This is a genomic window from Microbispora sp. NPDC049125 (assembly GCF_040802045.1).
Taxonomy (GTDB): Bacteria; Actinomycetota; Actinomycetes; order Streptosporangiales; family Streptosporangiaceae; genus Microbispora.
On record NZ_JBEZDW010000008.1, the window covers coordinates 106,243 to 127,685 of the forward strand.

At 71.2% G+C, this 21,443-nt stretch carries 15 protein-coding genes; 9 read left to right on the top strand and 6 right to left on the bottom strand.

The window, feature by feature from the left end; all coding sequences use genetic code 11:
• Positions 1–9: 9 nt before the first annotated feature.
• The 3 genes from AB0B72_RS12415 to AB0B72_RS12425 are packed head-to-tail and all read right to left on the bottom strand — an operon-like array spanning position 10 to position 3,227.
• Positions 10–978: a sugar ABC transporter permease gene (locus tag AB0B72_RS12415; RefSeq protein WP_367738701.1), complete on the bottom strand. Its 969-nt coding sequence runs from the start codon at positions 976–978 to the stop codon at positions 10–12.
• Positions 972–1,934: a carbohydrate ABC transporter permease gene (locus AB0B72_RS12420; RefSeq protein WP_367738702.1), complete on the bottom strand. Its 963-nt coding sequence runs from the start codon at positions 1,932–1,934 to the stop codon at positions 972–974. The genes AB0B72_RS12415 and AB0B72_RS12420 overlap by 7 nt, the downstream gene beginning before the upstream one ends.
• A 3-nt stretch (positions 1,935–1,937) precedes the next feature.
• The gene (locus AB0B72_RS12425) at positions 1,938–3,227 is read right to left on the bottom strand and encodes an extracellular solute-binding protein (protein WP_367738703.1); all 1,290 of its coding nucleotides are present in this window, start codon (positions 3,225–3,227) and stop codon (positions 1,938–1,940) included.
• 314 nt (positions 3,228–3,541) lie between these two features.
• Here AB0B72_RS12425 and AB0B72_RS12430 point away from each other — a divergent pair, with 314 nt between their 5' ends.
• Entirely contained in the window at positions 3,542–4,822 is a 1,281-nt protein-coding gene (locus AB0B72_RS12430; RefSeq protein ID WP_367738704.1) for an ABC transporter ATP-binding protein, read from the top strand.
• A gap of 336 nt (positions 4,823–5,158) precedes the next feature.
• On the opposite strand, the gene AB0B72_RS12435 is transcribed toward AB0B72_RS12430, so the two are convergent.
• Positions 5,159–5,788, bottom strand: coding sequence for an amino acid-binding protein (locus AB0B72_RS12435; protein WP_367738705.1), 630 nt, complete (start codon positions 5,786–5,788; stop codon positions 5,159–5,161).
• Between the two features lie 147 nt (positions 5,789–5,935).
• On the opposite strand from AB0B72_RS12435, the gene pulA reads away from it, so the two are divergent.
• The 5 genes from pulA (at position 5,936) to AB0B72_RS12460 (ending at position 14,864) form a co-directional block, all read left to right on the top strand.
• Positions 5,936–8,842, top strand: a complete 2,907-nt coding sequence (pulA, locus tag AB0B72_RS12440) for a pullulanase-type alpha-1,6-glucosidase (RefSeq protein WP_367738706.1) — start codon at positions 5,936–5,938, stop codon at positions 8,840–8,842.
• A 115-nt stretch (positions 8,843–8,957) separates the two neighbouring features.
• Positions 8,958–10,355 carry an ATP-binding protein gene (locus tag AB0B72_RS12445; RefSeq protein WP_367738707.1) on the top strand — a complete coding sequence of 466 codons (1,398 nt, stop codon included), beginning with the start codon at positions 8,958–8,960 and terminating at the stop codon, positions 10,353–10,355.
• A gap of 222 nt (positions 10,356–10,577) precedes the next feature.
• Positions 10,578–12,653, top strand: a complete 2,076-nt coding sequence (locus AB0B72_RS12450; RefSeq protein WP_367738708.1) for an N-acetylneuraminate synthase family protein — start codon at positions 10,578–10,580, stop codon at positions 12,651–12,653.
• A gap of 13 nt (positions 12,654–12,666) precedes the next feature.
• Positions 12,667–13,608: a glycosyltransferase family 2 protein gene (locus tag AB0B72_RS12455; protein ID WP_367738709.1), complete on the top strand. Its 942-nt coding sequence runs from the start codon at positions 12,667–12,669 to the stop codon at positions 13,606–13,608.
• Positions 13,605–14,864, top strand: coding sequence for a polysialyltransferase family glycosyltransferase (locus AB0B72_RS12460; protein WP_367738710.1), 1,260 nt, complete (start codon positions 13,605–13,607; stop codon positions 14,862–14,864). The genes AB0B72_RS12455 and AB0B72_RS12460 overlap by 4 nt, the downstream gene beginning before the upstream one ends.
• A 116-nt stretch (positions 14,865–14,980) precedes the next feature.
• Here AB0B72_RS12460 and AB0B72_RS12465 read toward each other — a convergent pair whose 3' ends face one another.
• Together AB0B72_RS12465 and AB0B72_RS12470 are read right to left on the bottom strand one after the other, a co-directional pair.
• Positions 14,981–16,198 (bottom strand): DUF6716 putative glycosyltransferase, encoded by a 1,218-nt coding sequence (locus tag AB0B72_RS12465; protein WP_367738711.1) that lies wholly within the window; start codon positions 16,196–16,198, stop codon positions 14,981–14,983.
• Complete coding sequence (locus AB0B72_RS12470) at positions 16,195–17,205, bottom strand: hypothetical protein (RefSeq protein WP_367738712.1); 1,011 nt, start codon at positions 17,203–17,205, stop codon at positions 16,195–16,197. The genes AB0B72_RS12465 and AB0B72_RS12470 overlap by 4 nt, the downstream gene beginning before the upstream one ends.
• A gap of 99 nt (positions 17,206–17,304) precedes the next feature.
• Here AB0B72_RS12470 and AB0B72_RS12475 point away from each other — a divergent pair, with 99 nt between their 5' ends.
• The 3 genes from AB0B72_RS12475 (at position 17,305) to AB0B72_RS12485 (ending at position 21,435) form a co-directional block, all read left to right on the top strand.
• On the top strand, positions 17,305–18,132 hold the full coding sequence (locus tag AB0B72_RS12475) for an aldo/keto reductase (RefSeq protein ID WP_367738713.1): 828 nt from the start codon (positions 17,305–17,307) through the stop codon (positions 18,130–18,132).
• A gap of 75 nt (positions 18,133–18,207) precedes the next feature.
• A complete protein-coding gene (locus AB0B72_RS12480) occupies positions 18,208–19,782 on the top strand; it encodes a sulfatase (protein ID WP_367738714.1) in 1,575 nt (524 codons plus the stop codon).
• 303 nt (positions 19,783–20,085) lie between these two features.
• The gene (locus AB0B72_RS12485; protein ID WP_367738715.1) at positions 20,086–21,435 is read left to right on the top strand and encodes an extracellular solute-binding protein; all 1,350 of its coding nucleotides are present in this window, start codon (positions 20,086–20,088) and stop codon (positions 21,433–21,435) included.
• The last annotated feature ends 8 nt before the right edge of the window (positions 21,436–21,443 follow it).

The following is a 21,443-nucleotide window of genomic DNA, read 5'->3' on the forward strand; positions in this document are numbered from 1 at the left end:
TCAGATGGGTCAGGCCTTCGTCGCGCCGGCCGTGAGGCCGGTCACGAGATGGCGCTGGACGAGCAGGAAGACGGCCGCCGCGGGGATCGCGATGAGCACCGACGACGCCGTGAGCAGCCCCCACTCCGCCTTGTGCTGGCCGACGAACTGGCTGAGACCCACGGCCAGCGTGTACTTGTCGTCGCCGGTCATGAACGCCGTCGCGTACGCGACCTCGGCCCAGGCGGTGAGGAAGGAGTAGAACGCGGCGACGGCCAGGCCGGGCTTGGCGAGCGGGACGATCAGGCGCCAGAACGTGCCGAAGGGGGTGAGGCCGTCGACCCGGCCCGCCTCGTCGATCGACACCGGGACCGTGTCGAAGTAGCCCTTCATCATCCAGGCGCAGAACGGGACGGTGGAGGTCAGGTACGCGATGACCAGGGAGGGGAACTGGTTGATCAGCCCGAGGCCCGCCATGAGGTTGTAGATCGGCACGATGAGGATCGCCACCGGGAACATCTGCGTGATCAGCAGCATCCACATGACCGAGCGGAACCCCGGGAAGCGGAACCTGCTCACCGCGTATCCGGTGGTGGCCGACAGCAGCACGCCGATCACGGCGGTGGCGAGCGAGACGATGATCGAGTTTCCCGCCCACGTCAGGAACCGGGTCTCCCCGAGGACCTGCGCGTAGTTCGCGAGCGTCGGCTGCTCGAACGGCCGGACCGACGCGGTCTCGATCACCGTCCTCGGCTTGAGCGAGGTCAGCACCAGCCAGGCGACGGGGAAGACCGACACGACGCTCGCCGCGATCAGCGTGAGGTGCAGCGCGGCGGACCGGGCGGGGCTGCGGTACTCGCGGCCGCCGCGTGCCCCGCGGGGCGCCTTGCCCGGCGCCTCGCCGTGCGGCGCCCCGGCGGTGGTCACCCGGCCGCCGGTCGTCGCCCGCTCGCCCGTCACCTCGTCGCCGGTCGTCACTTGATCGCCGGTGGTCACCATTCCTCCCCTTGGCGCCGCAGCGCGCTCCGGTATACCGCGGCCAGCACGACGAGCAGGGCGAGGATCACCAGGCCCCACGCCGCCGAGCCCGAATAGTTGCGAATGCCCTCGAAGGCCTGCCGGTAGGCGTACGTCACGAGGATCTCCGTCGACCCGGCCGGTCCCCCGCGCGTGAGCAGGAAGATGACCGGGAACTGGTTGAACGTCCAGATCGTGCCGAGCAGCACGACCGTGCTCGACACGGGGCTCAGGCCCGGCACCGTGATGTGCCGGAACCGCTGCCACGGCGACGCGCCGTCGACCTCGGCGGCCTCGTACAGCTCGCGCGGGATGGCCTGCAGCCCGCCGAGCAGGGCGAGCATCATGAACGGCACACCCAGCCACACGTTGCAGGCGATCACCGACACCTTCGCCCAGAGGGGGTCGTCGAGCCAGCTGATCCCCGCGAACCCGGCCGCCCTCAGCATGGCGTTCACCACGCCGAACTCGCCGTTCAGCAGGTAGCGCCAGATGAACGCGGACACGAAGGCCGGCACGGCCCACGGCAGCACGAGCAGCATCCGGTAGACCGAGCGGAACCGCATCGGCCGGTTGAGCAGCAGCGCCGTGCCGAGGCCGAGGCCCACATGCAGGGCGACGCACACGACGGTCCAGACGACGGTCCAGAGCAGCCGGCCGAGGAACGTGGCCGAGGTGAGGATCTCGGCGTAGTTGCGCAGGCCGACGAACTCGTACGTCGACGGGATGACGTTCATCCCGATCGTGCGGCCCATGTTCGCCTCGGTCGCGTCGGTCAGCGACAGGTACACGCCGCGCGCGAGCGGGTAACCGACCAGCACCAGCGTCACGATGACCACCGGCGCCGTCATCGCCCAGGCGTACCAGTGACGGGACAGCAGGCGCCGCGCCCCGGATCGGGGCGCGGCCCTCCTGCCCGCGACGACGTCAGCCGTCATGGGTCACAGGCTCCAGCCCTTGAGGATGCCCTGGTAGGCGGTGGCCACGTCCTTGAGCATCGGCTCGGTCTCCGACTGCCCGGCCGCCAGCTTCTGGTAGCCCTCGACGAGCGGCTGGAACAGCGAGGCCGCCTCGGGGATCCAGGGGCGCTCCACGGCCGACTCCATCGGCTTCTGCCACTGCGCGATCTTCGGGTTGGCCGTCGCCTCCGGCGCGCTGTAGGCCGGGGTGCGGGTCGGCAGCAGGCCGAGCTTGCCGGCGATCTTCGCCTGGCTCTCCGCCGTGTCCATGAACTGGACGAACAGGTACGACGCGCCGAGGTTCCCGGAGCCGGCGTAGACCGTGTAGTCGTGGCCGCCGACCGGCGCGCCGGACTTCGCCGAACCGGCCGGGACCGGGGCGACGCCGAAGTTGTCCGGGTCGTCCTTGAAGACCTTCCCCCCGAGGTTGTCGGCGTTCGACCAGGGGCCGTTGAAGATCATGGCGACCTTGCCCTCCTTGAAGGCGGTCTCCGCGTTGGTGTAGCTGTCCTGCAGGGCGGGCTTGGCCGCGGCGCCGGACTTGATCAGATCCTCGACGATCTTGACGCCGGCGACCGTCTGCGGCGACGAGATGGTGATCTTCTTGCCCGGGACGTCGACGAAGTCGCCGCCCTCGCCGTAGATGAACGGCAGCAGGAAGTAGGCGTCCACGTTCAGCGCGATGCCCTCGGCGCCGGTCTTCGACTTGACGTCCAGCGCGACCTTCTTCAGATCGGCCATGGTCGCCGGAGGCTCGTCGTAGCCCGCCTTCTTCAGCAGCTCCTTGTTGTAGAGGAGGCCGAGGGTGTCGGTCACCTGCGGCACGCCGTACGTCTTGCCGTTGAACTTGCCGCTCGCGGCCGGGGACGGCAGGAACTCGCCCGGGTTCTGCAGGGCGGGCGTGCCGTCGAGCGGCGCGAGATAGCCGAGCGAGGCGAACTCGGCGACCCAGCCGACGTCGGTCCGCAGCACGTCCGGCGCGCCCGAGCCGGACTGCGCGGCCGTCTTGAACTTGTCCCGCGCCTCCGCGAACGGCACGTTGACGTAGTTCACCTTGATCTTGGGGTACTTCGCCTGGAAGTCCGTGATCAGTTCCTTGAACGCGGGGGCCTCCGTCGTCGCGTCGGAGGTGTCCCACCAGGTGACCGTGCCCGACACGTCGCCGGGAGCGGCGCTCGTCGCCGGGGCCGCGCCGGGGCTGGAACCGCCGCAGGCGGACACCGCCAGGGCCAGCGCCGCGGCGACCGCCGCAGCCGAGAAGACTCGCCGCATCTCTGTTGCGCTCCTTGCTCAGGGGGATTTAACGCGGAACGTAACAGGCCTGTGAAATCGGTGAAAGGCCTTACAGCAAGTTTCAGTAACTTCGTTACCTTTGACGCGCAAGCGCATGGGGCGGCGAGGTCAGACCCCGGCCCTGACAACGAACTTTCCTCAACGGAAAGAGCGGAGTAACGAGAAGTTGCAGGCAGATGCCGGATTCTTCACGACACGTCTGGACACGAGTGCCCGAGACGCGATGTACTACCTCATCAATCACACCGAAGGCTGGGGATCCGGGCATGTCCGCCCGGGGGGAACGAGCTGTCATGAGCACCGTCGTCCTCGACAATGTAAGCAAGGTCTACCCGGGGGGTCACCTTGCTGTCGATCGCATGAGCCTGCGCGCGGACGAGGGTGAGCTTCTTGTTCTGCTGGGGCCGTCCGGCTGCGGGAAGTCCACCCTGCTCCGGATGATCGCGGGGCTCGAGGAGATCACCGAGGGTGATCTGTGGCTGGGCGGAAAGCTCGCCAACTCCCTCGCCCCCCGCGACCGCGATGTCGCGATGGTGTTCCAGAACGGCGCCCTCTATCCTCACCGGACCGTGCGCGGCAACCTGTCGTTCCCGCTGGAGATCGCCAAGGCGGACCCCGCGATGGTCAAGGAGCGCGTGGTGGAGCTGTCCCGCGCGCTGCACATCGACGAGACGCTGGACAGGCGGCCGGGGACGCTGTCCGGCGGTCAGCGCCAGCGCGTCGCCATGGGCCGCGCCATCGTCCGCCAGCCCTCCCTGTTCCTGATGGACGAGCCGCTGTCCAACCTGGACGCCGGCATGCGGACCGAGTTACGCATGGAGATCTCCTCGCTGGTGCGGGCCCTCGGCGTCACCACCATCTACGTCACGCACGACCAGGTCGAGGCGCTCACGCTGGCCGACCGCATCGCGATCATGAATCGCGGGGTGCTCCAGGACATCGGCACCCCCGCCCAGGTGTACAACGACCCCGCGACCGCCTTCACCGCCGCGTTCCTCAGCTCCCAGCAGCTCAACCTGCTGTCGGCGACCGTACGGACCCCGCAGAACCAGTTCATCCTGCTCGACTTCGGCCCACATCAGATCACGATGCCCTGGACCGATCCACGGGCGTACGCCGTCTCCCAGCACACCGGCAGGCAGATCATCGTGGGCATCCGGCCGGACGGCCTGATGGCGGTGCCGGAGAAGACGGAGGGGCCGACCTTCTTCGGCCGGGTCAGGACCCTGGAGTACCACGGCCACGAGTGGCTCGCGTACCTGGAGGCCGGCATCCCGGCGGTCGTCGCCCCGGAGCCGCCGGACACTCGCGACGGCCATGTGAACGGCGGCTCGGGCCTCCCCGGCCGGGCGCGCTCGGTCATGCGCCGCCTGCTCAACGGGAACGGGCAGGAGGAGGACCCGCAGGCTCCGCCGCCGTCCCAGATGGGCACGCACCGCCGCGCCGACCTGGTCGTGCGGCTCGGCAACCGCCCGGTGTGGAGGGCCGGCGACCATGGCCGCGTCGCCGTCGACGTCTCCCGCCTCATGCTGTTCACCCAGGACGGCGCCCGCATCGACCCGCCCCGGCGGTAACGGGCCCACGGCGATCCCGCACGCCGGCTCTCGGCCGGAATCCGCAGGTCAGGTCCGCAAGATACGAATCCGCGGATGTGACCTCGCTGTCCAATTCGCGGGTCAGATCGGCGCCGCCGAATGCGTGCCGTCAAATCCCCTGTTGTCGAAATTTATGGGCTCCCATCCTTTTTGTCCGATTCGCAGGGTTAAGGGCGCTCTGAGCGTTTCATAGGGTTCAATCCCGTTTTTCCAGTTCGCGGGATCAGGTTCGCGCCGCCGGGATTCACGAGGGCAGATCCGCGCTCCCGGTTCGCGGGGCCGGGTCGGCATATCGGCTCCGGTCAATTCGCGAGCTCAGACGCCGTGGGTCGTGCGGGCGACCCCCGCCTGGGCCAGAACGGAGACGATGCCGACGAGCCGCACGATCTTGTCGAGCTCGGCCCGGTGGAACGCGGGCCCCTGTGACCGCGCCACGACCAGATGCACACCGTCCATCGGCACGCTGGCCAGGTGCAGGTCGCCTTCGGTGAAGGCGGAGGCCCGCAGCGGCGTCAGCGAGGCGGCCGGCACGAGCTCCGGCGCCTGCCAGCTCCCGTGCGTGACCGAGCCGCTGGCCGAGTCGACGGCGACCGCCCACTCGGCGCTGACCAGGTCCGACACCGCGTCGACCAGCGTCACGTACGCCCGCTCGGGCTCCCCGGCCACGTGGCCGAGCAGGTCGTAGTCCGGGCTGGTGCCGGGCACCTCGCGCGTGGGCCACACGGCCTCCACCCGCGTGCCGGGGACCACGCTGATGCGCTCGCGCAGCTCCTCGGGCTCGAACAGGCCGGACCAGGAGACCGTGAAGTCGTCAACGGCCCGTCCGGCCTGGCGCTCCAGGACGGTCACCTGCAGGATGTCGGCGCCCATCACCCCGAAAGCCCGCGCGACCTGCCCCAGCACCCCCGGCCGATCGGGCAGCGAAACCCGTAGCCGAAGCAACATCCCCCATCACCTCCACCATGTGCGACACCCACAGTGTCGGACACACGTTTCGCGATGGTTACGGCGACGGGTCACGGAATGGCTGCACTGTTTCTGGAACTTGCAGCAAGATCTTGCACATGCTGGTATAGGAAGGTCTTTCCGGGCATGGCGAGCCTCCCCGGCACGGCGAGCGCACGCGTCCCTCTCCCCGCCGAAGCGCCACCCGCACCGCCCCCGCAGTGCCCCCCGACGGGCGGCCACCACGCTCCCCGCGGCACGGCTCCCGCCGCTCACCTCCGCCGCGCGAGCCGCCCCTGGATCAAGCTCAAGCCCGGGGCCACAGACGTCGGCCTGATCACCCACAAGGGCGACACGAAGGACCAGCAGGCCGGCCAGGTGCTCGATCTCGCCGCGACGGGCCACGAGACGTGGAAACTGTCAGGTGTGGACGGATACCTGCTGCCGCGACCCGCGGCGACCGGCGCTGACGCCGACCTGTCGAAGGCCACCGCGCAGTGGATCGACCGCGGCACGGTCGCGTGGAAGGGCGCGGCGAGCGCCGCCGGCCACTACTTCCTCGCCTACTCCCCCAAGGGCGACATCACGGTCGCCGACGGCGACCTCGCCGGCGACGTGCACCTGATCCGGCTCACTCCCGGCGCGTTCTCGGAGCCGCAGAAGGCCGCCTGGCCGCATCTGGCCTCCTACTCCGCGCTGGCAGTGGACCCCTGCGACGCCGGGCTGGTCCGCGCCGCGTTGCGCGGGCAGGTCGTGGCGGTCGAGCGCGCGCCCTCGGGGGCGCTGCTCACCGCCACCGGCGTGCAGATCCCCGGCGTGCTCGACGACCTTTACGCCGGGGCCGCCGTGAAGGCCTCCCTCGGCCCGGTCGAGGGACGCGGGCTCGCCGTGTGGGCGCCGACGGCCCAGAAGGTCGAGCTGGCGCTCTACGACGGCCCGGAGGGCGGCCGCCGCGCCGTCCATCCCATGCGCAGGGACGACGCGACGGGCGTGTGGTCCACGAGGGGGCCGTCCTCCTGGAAGGGGAGGTACTACACCTACCTCGTCACCGTCTTCGCCCCCGCCGCCGGGAAGGTCGTGACCAACGAGGTGACCGACCCCTACAGCCTGGCGGTCTCGGCCGGTTCGGAGCGCAGCCAGATCGTCGACCTGTCGGACGCCTCCCTCATGCCGGAGGGATGGTCGTCGCTGCGCAAGCCGCCCGCGGTCCGTCAGGACCGGGCCTCGATCTACGAGCTGCACGTGCGCGACTTCTCGGCCTCCGACCCGAGCGTGCCGGCGGCTGAGCGCGGCACCTACCGGGCGTTCGCCGAGCCCGGCGGCAAGGGGATGGCCGAGCTGCGGAGCCTGGCGGGGGACGGGCTCACCCACGTCCACCTGCTGCCGGTCTTCGACTTCGCGACCGTCCCCGACCGTGCGGAGGACCGGACGGAGCCCGCCTGCGATCTCGCGGCGATGCCGCCGGACTCCCCAGAGCAGCAGGCGTGCGTCACGGCGACGGCGGCGAAGGACTCGTTCAACTGGGGCTACGACCCGCTGCACTACACCGTCCCGGAGGGGTCGTACGCCACGGACCCCGACCGGCGGATCAAGGAGTTCCGCGGGATGGTCGCCGGGCTGAACGGCGCCGGGCTCCGGGTGGTCATGGACGTGGTCTACAACCACACCCACGCGTCCGGGCAGGATCCGCGGAGCGTGCTGGACCGGATCGTGCCGGGGTACTACCACCGGCTGCTCGACGACGGGGCGGTGGCCACCTCCACCTGCTGCGCGAACACGGCCCCCGAGCACGCCATGATGGGCCGCCTGGTGGTCGACTCGATCGTCACCTGGGCCCGCGACTACAAGATCGACGGCTTCAGGTTCGATCTCATGGGACACCATCCGAAGGCCGGCATACTCGCCGTGCGCAGGGCCCTCGACGCGCTCACCCCCGCCAAGGACGGGGTGGACGGCAAGTCGATCATCCTGTACGGCGAGGGCTGGAACTTCGGGGAGGTCGCCGACGACGCCCGGTTCACCCAGGCCACCCAGGCCAACATGGCCGGGACGGGGATCGGCACGTTCAACGACCGCCTGCGTGACGCCGTACGGGGCGGGTCGCCGTTCGACGCGGACCCGGGCGTGCAGGGGTTCGGCTCGGGCCTGGCGGACGGCTCAGGACCGGAGGCGGCCGGGCGGCTGGCGGGCTACGAGGACCTGATCAAGCTCGGGCTCGCCGGCAACCTGCGCGACTTCACCTTCACCGGCTCCGCCGGGACGCCGGTGAAGGGATCGGAGATCGGCTACAACGGCTCGCCCGCCGGCTACACCTCCGCGCCCGGCGAGTCCGTCACCTACGTGGACGCCCACGACAACGAGACCCTGTACGACGCGCTCGCCTTCAAGCTGCCCCGATCGGCCCCGATGGCCGACCGGGTGCGGATGCAGTCGCTGTCGCTCGCCACGGTCCTGCTGGGGCAGGGCACGGCGTTCGTCCACGCCGGCAGCGAGCGGTTGCGCTCCAAGTCGCTCGACCGCAACTCCTACGACTCGGGCGACTGGTTCAACCGGCTGCTGTGGGACTGCCGCCAGGGCAACGGCTTCGGGGGCGGCCTGCCCCCCGAGAGGGACAACGGCGCCCGGTGGCCGTACGCCCGGCCGCTGCTGGCCGACCCGGCGCTGCGGGCGGACTGCGCGGCCATCGGGGCCGCCCGGGCCGGGTTCGGCGAGCTGCTGCGGATCCGGCGTTCCTCGCCCGCGTTCTCCCTGGGCTCGGCGGCGGAGATCCAGAGGCGGGTGTCCTTCCCGCCGTCCGGCGCCCCGGGAGTGATCGTCATGCGGATCGACTCCGCCGGGGTGGACCCGGCGTACCGGTCGGTCACGGTGGTGTTCAACGCCGGCGGGCGGCAGGCCGCGCCTGTCGTGGCCGCGCTGAAGGGGGCCCGTACGGCGCTCCACCCGGTGCAGGCGGCCTCGGAGGACCCGGTCGTCCGCCAGGCGTCCGCCGACCCGGCGACCGGCGTCCTGACCGTGCCGGGGCGCACCGTCGCCGTCTTCGTCGAGAGCCCCTGACCCATGTCCGGGCAATCAGCTCCCACGCCCCCAGATGGGAGACTTTGAGGAACTTTGGTGTCAGCTTTCCCCTGTCGCGCGTTTTCCGCGCGATGACCATGAGTAACCTCAGGTAATGCTCCTCCCCAGGCAGCGTTCCCTCTCGCTCCGTGCGCGTCTCACCCTCATCGCGACCGGAGCGGCGGCGTTTTTCCTCATCCCTCTCGCGGTGGTGGTGAACGTCGCGGTGCGCCATGCGGTCGCCGACCGGATATGGGACGCCAGCCTCGCCACGGCGACCCGCGTCGCCGCGGAGGTGCGCGACGGGCACCTGCCGAGCCCGGTGCCGACGAACGCCAACGGCATCGACCTGGTGGAGGTGGTCGCGCCGGACGGCAGCGTCGTCGCCGGCAGCCCGGCGGCGCGCGGGCTCCGGCCGTTGAGCCCGTTACGCCCGTCCTCCGACACCCACGTCACCCAGACGACCACCTGCGCGATGCCCCACCGCGACTGCGTGTTCGTGACCGCCATACGGGTGTCCCCCCGGCCCGACTCGGTCGTCGTGTACGCGGGCCGCAGCGCCCCCGCGATCCTCACCACCCCGATCCCCGCCCTGGAGCTCCTCGTCTTCGCCGCGCTCCTCGCCGCGCTGTCCGGGTGGATCGCCTGGAGGGGGACGGGGCGGGCGCTGCGCCCCGTCGAGGCCATGAGGTCGGAGCTCGCCGAGATCACCCCGAAGAACACCGCGTCGAGGCTGCCCCAGCCGCCCGGCAACGACGAGATCGCCCGCCTCGCGAGAACGGCCAACGACGCCCTGACCAGGCTGGACGAATCGATCCAGAAGCAACGGCGGTTCGCCGCCGACGCCTCGCACGAGCTGCTCACCCCGATCGCCGGGATCCGCGCCCAGCTGGAGGGCGCGCGCCTGCATCCGGAGGACACCTGCGAGGCCCTCGACGCGGCGCTGCGCGACACCGAGCGGCTAGAGGGCATCGTCGGCGACCTTCTGCTGCTCGCACGCATCGGAACGGTCCCCGAGGCCGTTCGGGAGGAGGTCGACCTGGGCAGGCTGGTCGCCGACGAGGCGGAGCGGCGGGATCGGCGGGAGGGGCGGGAGGGCCCGCGGCGTGACCGGCTGCCCACGCACGTCGAGATCGAGCCGGGCGTATGGATCATGGGGCTGCGCGGGCAGCTGCGCCGGGTCGTCACGAACCTGCTGGACAACGCGGAGCGGCACGCGGTGACCGCGGTGTCCGTGGAGGTCACCCGCCGCGACCACGACGCCGTCCTGTGCGTGGTGAACGACGGCGACCCGATCCCCGAGGGGGACCGCGAGCGGATCTTCGAGAGGTTCTACCGGCGGGACGCCGCCCGAAGCCGGGTCCACGGCGGCAGCGGCCTCGGCCTCGCCATCGCCCGCGAGGTCGTCGAGGCGCACGACGGCACGATCGCCGTCGAGGACGGCGAGCCGGGTGTGCGGTTCGTGATCCGGCTGCCGCTCGCCGAGCCGCACGAAGTCACGCCCGGCGCGTGACGTCCGGCATGTGACACTCCACACGTGACGTGACACCGCCCGCGGCGGTCACGAAGCGGGGCATTCAGGGGCCTGCCGGACAGGGCCGCGGCGGCGACACCCAAAGTTAAGACCTGCGCCCATGCCTGTTCAACGGAGTTACCCCCGTGGGGCCATCCACCTGGCTAGGTTTCCGGGACACCCCGCCTCGGGGTCCCGTTGTCGCAGGTAGAGGAGTCACTCGTGCGAGTGCTGGCCGTTGTCCCCGCCCGCGGAGGTTCGGCGGGCGTTCCGCTGAAGAACCTGGAGAAGGTGGGCGGCATCCCGCTGGTCGCGCGAGCGGTCGAGGCATGCCTGCGCGCGGAGCTCGTGGACGAGGTCGTCGTCACCACCGACCACGACCGCATCGCCCAGGTCGCCGCCGACGCCGGCGCCCGGGTCGTCCGGCGCCCGGCCGACCTCAGCGGCCCGACCGCCTCCAGCGAGTCCGCCGTCCTGCACGCCCTCGGCGAGCTGGGCGAGGACCCGGAGGTCGTCGTGCTCGTGCAGTGCACCAGCGCGTTCATCGACCCTCGCGACATCGACGCGGCCGTCGCCAAGGTCCTGAACGGCGAGGCCGACTCGGTCTTCGCCGGGACCGAGACCTACGAGTTCGTCTGGAGCGCGGCGGGCGACGGGATCAACCACGACCCCTCCGTGCGGCCCCGCCGCCAGGACCGCGAGCCCGACTTCCGCGAGACCGGCGCCTTCTACGTCATGCGGACCGCCGGCCTGCGCGAGCACGGGCACCGCTTCTTCGGCACCGTGGCCGTGCAGCCCGTCCCGGCCCGGCACGCGGTGGAGATCGACACCCCCGAGGATCTCGAGATCGTCCGGGCCCTGGCGCCGTTCGTCGACGAGCCGCTCCCGATCGACGTCGACGCGGTCGTCACCGACTTCGACGGCGTCCACACCGACGACCGCGCGTTCGTCGACTCGGAAGGGCGCGAGATGGTCGCGGTCAGCCGCTCCGACGGCATGGGCGTGGCACTGCTCCGGCGGGCCGGGGTCAAGGTGCTCGTGCTGTCCACCGAGCGCAACCCGGTGGTCGCCGCCCGCGCCGGCAAGCTCGGCGTCCCGGTGGTGCAGGGGCTGGGGGCCAAGGACGCCGCGCTGCGCGACTGGCTGGCCGCGGAGGGCATCGACCCGGAGCGGGTCGCCTACGTGGGCAACGACGTCAACGACCTGTCCTGCATGGCGCTCGTGGGCTGGCCGGTGGCCGTCCCCGACGCGCACCCCCGGGTCCGCGCCGCCGCCCGCGTGGTGCTGTCGGCCCCCGGGGGCGCGGGAGCCGTACGGGAGCTGTCGGACCGTGTGCTCGCCGCGAGGCCCGCGGTCGCCGAGGCCGCCGAGGGCGCGCCGGTCGCCGCCCGCGGCCCGGTGCCGTCCGCGACGTTCCGGGCGCAGCCGGCGCCGGTGCGGATCGGCAGGTCGCTGGTCGGCCCCGGGCAGCCGGTCTACATGATCGCCGAGATCGGGATCAACCACAACGGCGACGTCGACATCGCCCGCAAGCTCATCGACGTGGCCGCCGAAGCCGGCTGCCAGGCGGTGAAGTTCCAGAAGCGCACGCCGGAGATCTGCGTGCCGATGGAGCAGCGCGGCCAGATCCGGCAGACGCCGTGGGGCGAGATGACGTACATGGAGTACAAGATCCGCACCGAGTTCGGCGCGGACGAGTACGGGCACATCGCGAAGTACTGCGAGGAGCGCGGCGTCGACTGGTTCGCCTCGCCGTGGGACGTCCCCTCCGTGGACTTCCTCGAGAGCATGGACGTCGTGGCCCACAAGGTGGCCTCGGCCTCGGTGACCGACCACGAGCTGCTGCGGGCCCTCGCGGCCACCCGCAAGCCGATCATCTTGTCGACCGGCATGTCGACGATGGAGGAGATCGACGCGGCGGTCGAGATCCTCGGCACCGAGCGGCTCGTGATGATGCACGCCACCTCGACCTACCCGCTCCCCCCGGAGGAGGCCAACCTCCGCATGATCGGCACGCTCCAGGAGCGTTACGGCGTGCCGGTCGGCTACTCCGGTCACGAGCGCGGCCTGCAGATCTCCCTGGCGGCGGTGACGCTGGGCGCGGTGACGGTCGAGCGGCACATCACGCTCGACCGCACGATGTGGGGCTCCGACCACGCCGCGTCGCTGGAGCCCAGCGGCGTGGAGCACCTGGTCCGCGACATCCGCATCATCGAGACCGCCCTCGGGGACGGCGTCAAGAAGGTCTTCCCCGGCGAGGAGGCCCCCCGGGCCCGCCTGCGCCGCGTCACCGCGTGAGCGTGGAGGGGTCGTGATCACACTCTCGGTGATCGTCCCGGTCAGGGACGGCGAGCCGTACCTGGCCGACGCCCTGGCGTCGCTGGTCCGCAACCGGACCCGGGACTTCCAGACGGAGGTCGTCGTCGTCGACGACGGGTCGGCCGACGCGACGCCGGAGGTGATCGAGGACTTCCGGCAGGACCTGCCGGGCCTCACGGTGGTGCGCAACCCGGTGCCGGTCGGGCTGGCCGACGCGCGCAACGTCGGCCTGAAGCTGGCCTCCGGCCGGTACGTGACGTTCCTGGACGGCGACGACTGGCTCGCGCCCGGCTACCTGTCCCGGCTGGTCGCGGCCATCGACGGGCTCGGGTGCGACTTCGTCCGCGTCGACCACGTCCAGGCCGAGGGCCGCAAGCGGGAGACGCACCGGGCGCCGGAGCCCCGGCGGAACGTCGTGCTGGACCCGCGTGGGGCGATCATGCCGGCCGGGGCCAAGACGATGGTCGACTACCCCTACGCGTGGGCCGGCGTCTACCGCAGGGAGCTGGGCGAGCTCCTCACGTTCCCGAGCGGCCTGCACACGGCCGAGGACCGCCCGTGGATCTGGCGGCTCCACCAGCGGGCGGCGTCGTTCGCCGCGGTCTCCCTCGCCGGGGTCTTCTACCGGCGGGGGGTCCCCGCGTCGCTGACCCAGATCGGCGACGAGCGGCAGCTGCACTTCTTCGACGCGTTCGACCTGGTCTTCGCGGAGGTGGAGGAGCAGTTCCGGCCCAAGGCCGTCCGCACCTTCCTCGCTCTGCTGGCCAACCACTGGGAGATGAGGGAGCGCTTCGCCCCCGCCATCTTGGCCGGTTTCGAGGCGCGGGGCAGGGCCGCCCTGGCCGCGCTGCCCGCCGGCCTCGCCGACGAGCTGATCGCCGGCTTCGAGCCCGATCGCCAGGCCCTGCTCCACCACCTGAAGGAGGGCCGGTGACCCAGGTGTTCCACGCCTCCAGGTTCTTCGGCGCCATGACGCTGGCCGCCGCCGTCGACGCGGGCGCTTTCGGCCCCGCCGACCGGCGGCGGCTGCTGCTCGTGTCCAACAACACCGACATCCCGGAGATCTCGGTCCCGCTCGACGAGACCCCCGGGTTCGCGGCGCTGCGGGACCGGTTCGACGACGTCAGGTCCTGGAACGAGATCATCGCGCCCCTGCATCCGTCCGACTGGAAGGCGCGGGCGATCGAGACGCCCATGCTCGGACGGCTGCTCCAGTCGCATCTGGGTGTCGGCGAGGTGGACGAGCTGGTGCTGGAGTCGGTGATCGTCTCCCCCGCCCGCACCCTGCCCGGGCTGTTCAAGGACTGCTCCCTCACGATCTACTCCGACGGCCTCATGGCCCACAGCCCGACCCGTGACGTGCTGCCCGGGGAGATCTCCGCGCGCATCACCCGGCTGATCCACCTGGACCTGGTCCCCGGGCTGACGCCGCTGCTGCTCACCGAGCACGGGGTGCCGGCCGAGGCGCTCCCGGTCGGGGCCTTCCGCCGGGTCGTCGACCAGGTCGCCACCGCCGAGCCCGGCGATGTCGCGGGGGACGCCGTCATCCTGGGGCAGTACCTGGCGTCGCTGGGCATCCTGACCGTGGAGGAGGAGGCCGGCCTGCACGCCGCGATGCTCGGCGCCCTCGTCGCCCGGGGACACCGGCGAGTCATCTTCAAGCCGCACCCGGCGGCCGGACGGCGGCAGAGCAACCGGCTCAAGCAGGTCGCCGCCGGGCTCGGCGCGGAGCTCGTCGTGGCCGCCGAGGACTCCGCCGCCGAGGTCCTGTTCGCCAAGGTACGGCCGGCCCTGGTGGTGAGCTGCTTCTCCACCGCGCTGGTGACGGCGCGCAGGTATTTCGGGCTGCCGGTGGCGACCATGGGCACCGAGCTGCTGCTCCAGCGGCTCACGCCGTACGAGAACAGCAACCGGATCCCCGTCACGATCATCGACGCGTCGCTGCCCAGGCTCGGGGCCGACGGCTCCCTGTCGGAGCCGCCGCCCGTCGACCTCGAGGCGCTGATCGACGCGGTCGCTTACTGCATGCAGAGCGCGGCCCATCCCGGCCTGCGCGAGACCGCGGCGGCCTACGTCCGCGACAACGGGCCGGAGCGCTACTTCAAGAAGCGCAGGCTGGAGGCGCTCGGCCTGGCCGGGCCCCCGCAGCCGCGCTCCGACTCGCGGCTGCGCCGCCTCATGTCCCGCTGAGGGTTCCCGGCGCGACGACCCCGGCACGGCGGCCGCGGCCGCCGTGCCGGGCCCACCAGAACGCCTTGAGGCCGGAACGCTTCGGGATCAGAACGCCTGCAGGTTAGGCCTTGAGGTCAGAACGCCTTGAGGTAGCGGCGCATCCGGCGCTTGGCGCGGTAGCCGTACCGGAGGACCTTGGGCGGCACCTCCAGGCGGAGCCGGGCGCGGCGGCGGGCCGCGGCGTGCTCGGGACCGTCGAGGAGGGACCGCGTCGGCTCCAGCGCGCCCTGCCGGGACCGCGTGACGAGCGCGGAGACCCTCTCGATCCAGTCGGTGGCCACGGCGTCGTGGAAGTAGTTGGCCTGGCACCACTCGGGGGCGGGCGTGCGGAAGTCGCCCTTGGCGAGGTCCTCCATCGTGCCGAGGCAGCCGCTCCCCTCGAACACCAGGTTGATCATCTCGGCGCTGACGCCGAAGTCGGACAGCACGAGCAGCGGCACGTGCTGGGCGATGGCCTCAAGGGCCGCCGTCGAGCTGACCGTGACGAACCCGGCGGCATGGGTGAGGTGCTCGTGCATCGGCCCGGCGGCGAAACGCACGGAGTCCGGGCGCACCCGGCCCTCGGCCGCCATCGACGTCCAGAGCCGCTCGTAGTGGTGACGCTCGTTGTGCGTCTGCCGCTCGGAGTCGCGGGCCCTCAGTTTGACGACCACGTCGAGGTCGGGCCGGGCCTCGCCGAGCGCGGCGAGCGCGAGGAGGATCTCCTCGCGCTCCTCGCGGCGGCGGGGCACCTTGGCCTGCGTGGCGAAGATCACCCGGTCGCGCGGCCCCTGAGCCGGGGCGCCGAGGTCGAGGTACGGCAGGCGGGCCAGGGCGACCGCGCCTCCCCCGCCGAGCTCCCTGCCGATGGCGGAGAACTCGGCGACCTCCCGGCCGCTGTGCACCACGAACAGGTGGCAGCCGCTGCGGTACAGCCACGCCTTCTCGGTTGCGGGCACCGAGATCCCCGGAAGGCCCGACACCATCACCGGGCGGGGGCGCAGGTCCGCGAGGATCTCCGCGGCCAGCGCGTCGACCACCGGGCCGGTGCAGGCGAGCAGCACGGCGTCGGGCCGGAACCGCTCGGCCGCCCTGCGGAGCTGGCGCGCCGACAGCACGGGGGGAAGCGCGTCTCCCGCCGGCCCCGCGCTGCGGGTGCCGCTCACCGCGGCGCCGAGCTGCCCCTCGGACGGCGCGATCGGCGTCCTGACGACGGCCAGGTCCGTCGTCCAGTCCGCCGGGAGCGCGTCCAGCAGGCCCGCGGCCCACTTCAGGTAAGAGTCGGAGTCGGCCACGGCGAGCAGGCGGGTCAAGGAGCGACCTTTCCAGGAGTGTCATGTGCGAACAGCTGTAAGTGGCTGCGGAGCGAGGGGGCCGCCGACGCGGTCCACCAGTCGTCCGGGACGTTCACGGTCTCCACCGAGACCCCGCGGGCCGACAGCAGGACGCGCAGCGACGTGACGGCCGTCGACGGCAGGCTCAGCACGCGCTGCTCCGCCCGCAGGTCGCGCAGCGTCATCTCGGCCGGGATGCCGGCGTCGTAGACCGTCAGCCCCTCGATCCCGCGTACGCGGTCCAGGTCCTTGGGGTCCTCCCGCCGGTGCGGGTAGTAGGCCACCGGCTCCTGTATCCGCTCCAGCCACCCGAGGTAGCGGTCACGGTGGATCAGCCCGTTGCGTACGAGGGAGGTGCCGAGCACCACCGTGCGCTCAAGCGGCGGCCGTGCGGCGGGCTGGGCGCGCAGCCAGGCGAAGTCGTGCCGGACGAGCCGGGCTCCGCTGCCCCCCACCGCCTCCTCCAGCTCCTCGGGGACGGGGAGCGCGGTGAAGATCGTCGGCTTCCTGGTGCGCAGGCGCAGCCCCGCGGCGGCGCCGAGCAGGAGGCGGCCGAGGCCGGCCTTCCCCCGGGCGCGAAGCAGCGGGCGGCGCGCCACGAGCAGCTCCAGAAGGCGGACCGTGGCCAGGCCGTCGTCCACCAGCACCGTGCGGCCGGGCACGGCCGTGACGAGCGCCAGCTGCACCCGGCCGGAGAACGCGTCCCCCACGGCCCAGGTGCGCGACGGCCTCGGCATGCGCTGCGACGGCTCGGCGAACGTCAGGCCCTCGGGCAGGCCCATCCGCTTGAGCTCGCGGCGGGTGAGCCGGAGAGCGGGCAACCCGGCACGCGGCACCACCTGCGTGGTGCCGCCGAGAAGCCCGGCGTGGTGCGCCTCTATGACGCACAAGAGCTGGAGCGGGGACTCCACCCACGCGACGGCCGACCCCTGCTCACCGGCGTGGCGCCGACCCTCGTTCTCCACGCCCCGTAAAGACACGTTCACGACGCGCTTACGATAGCCGCCGGAAACGTCCTGGGCGGGAACTCACGGTGAACAGACCCCGACAGGAGAGATCTGTCTCCTCCAGGGCAGCATGGGGGCATGGAAGTCATCACCTTGAACAACGGCGTGGAGATGCCCCAGCTGGGCTTCGGCGTGTGGCAGGTGCCGGACGGCGAGGCGGAGAAGGCCGTGACCACCGCTCTGGAGACCGGCTACCGGAGCATCGACACGGCCAAGCTCTACTACAACGAAGAAGGGGTGGGCCGCGCGATCCGCGCCTCCGGCCTCCCGCGTGAGGAGCTGTTCGTCACCACCAAGCTCTGGAACGACGAGCACGAGTACGACAAGGCGCTGCGGGCCTTCGACGAGAGCATGGAGCGGCTCGGCCTCGACGTGCTCGACCTCTATCTGATCCACTGGCCCGTCCCGTCGCGCGGCAAGTACGTCGACGCGTGGAAGGCGCTGGAGAAGCTGTACGCCGACGGGCGCGTGCGGGCCATCGGCGTCTCCAACTTCACGATCAAGACGCTGCAGCACCTGTTCGAGGAGACCGGCGTGGTGCCCGCGGTGAACCAGATCGAGCTGCACCCGCAGTTCCCGCAGAAGGACCTGCGCGACTTCCACGCCGAACACGGGATCGCGACCGAGGCGTGGAGCCCGCTCGGGCAGGGCCAGGGCCTGCTCGACCTGCCGGAGCTGGCCGAGATCGGGGCGGCCCACGGCAAGAGCCCGGCGCAGGTGGTGCTGCGCTGGCACTTGCAGCTGGGCAACGTCGTCATCCCGAAGTCGGTCACACCGGAGCGCATCGCCGAGAACATCGACGTCTTCGACTTCCGTCTGGACGACGCGGAGATGGCCGCCATCGACGCGCTGGACAACGGGCGCCGTCTCGGCCCCGACCCGGCGACCTTCGCCTGGATGGGCTAGCCCCGGCACGATTCGCGCTCACCCGGTCACGGAGGGTACGTTTCCCTCGCCGGGTGGGCGGCAATGATCCCTGCCGTGCTCCGACCGCAGAGATCCAGGCGATGGCGGGCAGGGCTCGCCATCGCGCTCACCGTCTGCCTTTCGCTGACGGGCGCCGCGCGGGGCGAGCCCGCCACGCCTCCCAGGCCGAACATCGTGCTGATCCTCGCCGACGACCTGGACACCACGGACCTGCGGCGGTTCCCCAACATCTGGAACCTGCTGGTCCGGCAGGGGGTCTCGTTCTCCCACTTCTTCGTCACCAACCCCTGGTGCTGCCCGTCGCGGTCGTCCCTCCTGCGGTCCCAGTACGTGCACAGCCATGAGGTGGAGAGCAACCGAGCGCCGACGGGCGGCTTCCCCAGGTTCCGGCTGATGGAGGGCTCGACGGTCGGCACCTGGATGCACGACGCCGGCTACCGCACCGGCCTGCTCGGCAAGTACCTCAACCAGTACCCCCTGGGCATGCCGCGCACCTATGTCCCCCCGGGGTGGGACGAGTGGGCGGTCCCCGTCACCCGCCTCTACCAGGAGTACGGCTACCGGCTCAACGAGAACGGCGCCGTCCGCAAGCACGGCGACGCCCCCGAGGACTACCTCGAGGACGTGCTGAGCGCCAGGGCCGGACGGTTCGTCTCCTCCGGCGGCGACCCGTTCTTCCTTTATCTCGCGCCGGTCGCGCCGCACCTGCCCGCCCACTACGCCCCCCGCCACGCGAAGGCGTTCACCGGCGAGCCCGCCCCGCGCACGGCGTCGTTCGACCAGGCGGACATGTCCGCGGAGCCGCTGTGGCTGCGTGAGCGGACACCGCTGTCACCGGCGGAGATCCGGCGGATCGACCGCGTTCATCAGGACCGGATGCGGGCCATGCTCGGCGTCGACGACATGGTCGGCGCGCTCGTCTCCTCGCTCGCCCGGTCAGGGCGTCTCGACGACACCTATATCTTCCTCACTTCGGACAACGGGTTCCATCTCGGCCAGCACCGGCTGCGGCCGGGCAAGACGACCCCGTTCGAGGAGGACATCCGGGTCCCGATGGTGGTCAGGGGGCCGGGCGTCCCGGCAGGCGGCACGATCAGGAGCCTCGCCTCGACCGTCGACCTCGCCCCCACGTTCGCCGACCTCGGCAGGGCCGTCACGCCGGCGTACGCCGAAGGGCGCTCGCTCGTGCCGCTCCTGCGGGGAGGCGCGACGCCGTGGCGCGACGCCCTCCTCGTGGAGTTCGTCCACGCCGCATACTCACCGTCGTGCCCGCCTACCTACAACCTGCTGCGGACCGACCGGTACAGCTACGTCGAGTACGCCACCGGGGAGCGGCAGCTGTACGACCTGTGGACCGATCCGGCGGAGCTGCGCAACGTCGTGGAGACCGCCGACCCGGCACTGGTCAGCGGGCTGTCCAGCCGCCTCGGGCTGCTGCACGCGTGCTCCGGCGCGACCTGCCGGGCCGCCGACGCGGCCCTGACGGAAGGCCTGTCGGCGGGCGTGACGACGGGCCTGGCGGCGCGTACCGCGACGCGCACCACGACCGGCACCACGACCGGCACCACGACCGGCACGGCGGGCCCGGCGGCGGGTCCGGCAGGGGCTCCGCCGCCGGGGCGCGGCTGACGTCTGTGGTCATCGTCCCACAGGGACGGAGGGCCTTAATCATTCCTCCCCTTATGTGAATGGGAGCGCTCCCAGGCCCGATACATGCCCTAGTGTACCTTTTGAGGCCTCTAACCACGCCGGGAGTAACAGTTAGGTTTCAGCATATTGACGCCCGCATTGCTGATAGAGGACCCTTCGTGGGAGCGCTCCCAACAGTGCGAAGCACTATGTAACAGTCACCTATCGCGGGCCGTGAAGTCGGGGACCGGCCTGGGATGCACCTCCCACGAGATTCGGGATACCACCTGAGAGGGGTCCGGAATGATTGACAACTCGCGCCGCGGCAGGATGCTCGCGGTCGCAGCGGTGGCGACGCTGGCCCTCGGCGTCACCGCAGCCTGTGGCTCGGACGACAAGCCCGAGACGCCTTCCGCAGGCGGGTCGTCGGCCGGGGCGGCTCCGGTCACCATCACGGTCCAGACGTTCGGCGGCGGCAAGAACTTCGGTTACGAGGAGGCCGTCAAGAAGTGGAACGACTCCCACACCGACATCAAGATCAAGAATGACAACCTGACCGACCAGTTCGAGCAGGTCTACTGGCCGCAGATGATCCAGTGGCTGCAGTCCGGCGCGGGCGCCGGGGACGTCGTCGGCATCGACGAGGGTGGTATGGGCCTCGCCAAGGCGCACCCCGAGTGGTGGGCCGACCTGGGCGAGCAGGGCCTGGACAAGCGCAAGGCCGACTTCGCCGCGTGGAAGTACGAGAACGGCGTCACGGGCGACGGCAAGCTGTTCGCCCTCGGCACCGACATCGGCGGCATGAGCCTGTGCTACCGCCGGGACCTGTTCGAGAAGGCGGGCCTGCCGGGCGACCGTGACGAGGTCAGCAAGCTCTGGCCCACGTGGGACGACTTCATCAAGATCGGCCAGAAGTTCCAGGCGAAGGTCAAGGACACCAAGTTCGTCGACGGCACCAACACCCTCTACAACGTGGTCCTGGTGCAGGAGGCCGCCAAGAACGGCAACGTCTCCTACTTCGACAAGGACAACAACCTGATCGTCGACAAGAACCCGGCGATCAAGAGCGCCTTCGACTTCTCGGTCAAGATCAGCCAGCAGGGCCTCACGGCCAAGCTGCGCAACTTCACCGACGAGTGGAAGACCGGCATGAAGAAGTCGCAGTTCGCGACGCTGGGCTGCCCCTCGTGGATGCTCGGCGTGGTCAGCGGCGACGACGCGGCCGGACCGGAGCTGAAGGGCAAGTGGGACGTCGCGGCGGTGCCCGGCGGCGGCGGCAACTGGGGCGGCTCGTGGCTCGCGGTGCCCAAGCAGTCGAAGCACCCGAAGGAGGCCGCGCAGGTCCTCGACTACCTGACCGGTAAGGAAGCCCAGGTCAGCGTCTTCAACTTCAGCGGCAACATGCCGAGCAACACGCAGGCTCAGCAGGACCCGGCGGTCCAGGGCGCCAAGAACGAGTACTTCAACGACGCCCCGGTCGGCGACATCTTCGCGAAGTCGGCCTCCTCGCTGCAGCCCGTCTTCCTCGGCATCAAGCACGCCCAGGTGAAGAACGCGGTGGAGTCGGTCATCTCGGCTCTCGACGACGGCTCGGTTCCCTACGGCCAGGCCTGGAAGAAGCTGGTCGACGACGCTGTGAAGGCAGCGGGCTGATCCTGACG

Coding starts and splice junctions, on each gene's coding strand:
- AB0B72_RS12415 (WP_367738701.1), bottom strand. CDS start 978: ATGGTGACCACCGGCGATCAAGTGACGACCGGCGACGAGGTGACGGGC.
- AB0B72_RS12420 (WP_367738702.1), bottom strand. CDS start 1,934: ATGACGGCTGACGTCGTCGCGGGCAGGAGGGCCGCGCCCCGATCCGGG.
- AB0B72_RS12425 (WP_367738703.1), bottom strand. CDS start 3,227: ATGCGGCGAGTCTTCTCGGCTGCGGCGGTCGCCGCGGCGCTGGCCCTG.
- AB0B72_RS12430 (WP_367738704.1), top strand. CDS start 3,542: ATGAGCACCGTCGTCCTCGACAATGTAAGCAAGGTCTACCCGGGGGGT.
- AB0B72_RS12435 (WP_367738705.1), bottom strand. CDS start 5,788: ATGTTGCTTCGGCTACGGGTTTCGCTGCCCGATCGGCCGGGGGTGCTG.
- pulA (WP_367738706.1), top strand. CDS start 5,936: ATGGCGAGCCTCCCCGGCACGGCGAGCGCACGCGTCCCTCTCCCCGCC.
- AB0B72_RS12445 (WP_367738707.1), top strand. CDS start 8,958: ATGCTCCTCCCCAGGCAGCGTTCCCTCTCGCTCCGTGCGCGTCTCACC.
- AB0B72_RS12475 (WP_367738713.1), top strand. CDS start 17,305: ATGGAAGTCATCACCTTGAACAACGGCGTGGAGATGCCCCAGCTGGGC.
- AB0B72_RS12485 (WP_367738715.1), top strand. CDS start 20,086: ATGATTGACAACTCGCGCCGCGGCAGGATGCTCGCGGTCGCAGCGGTG.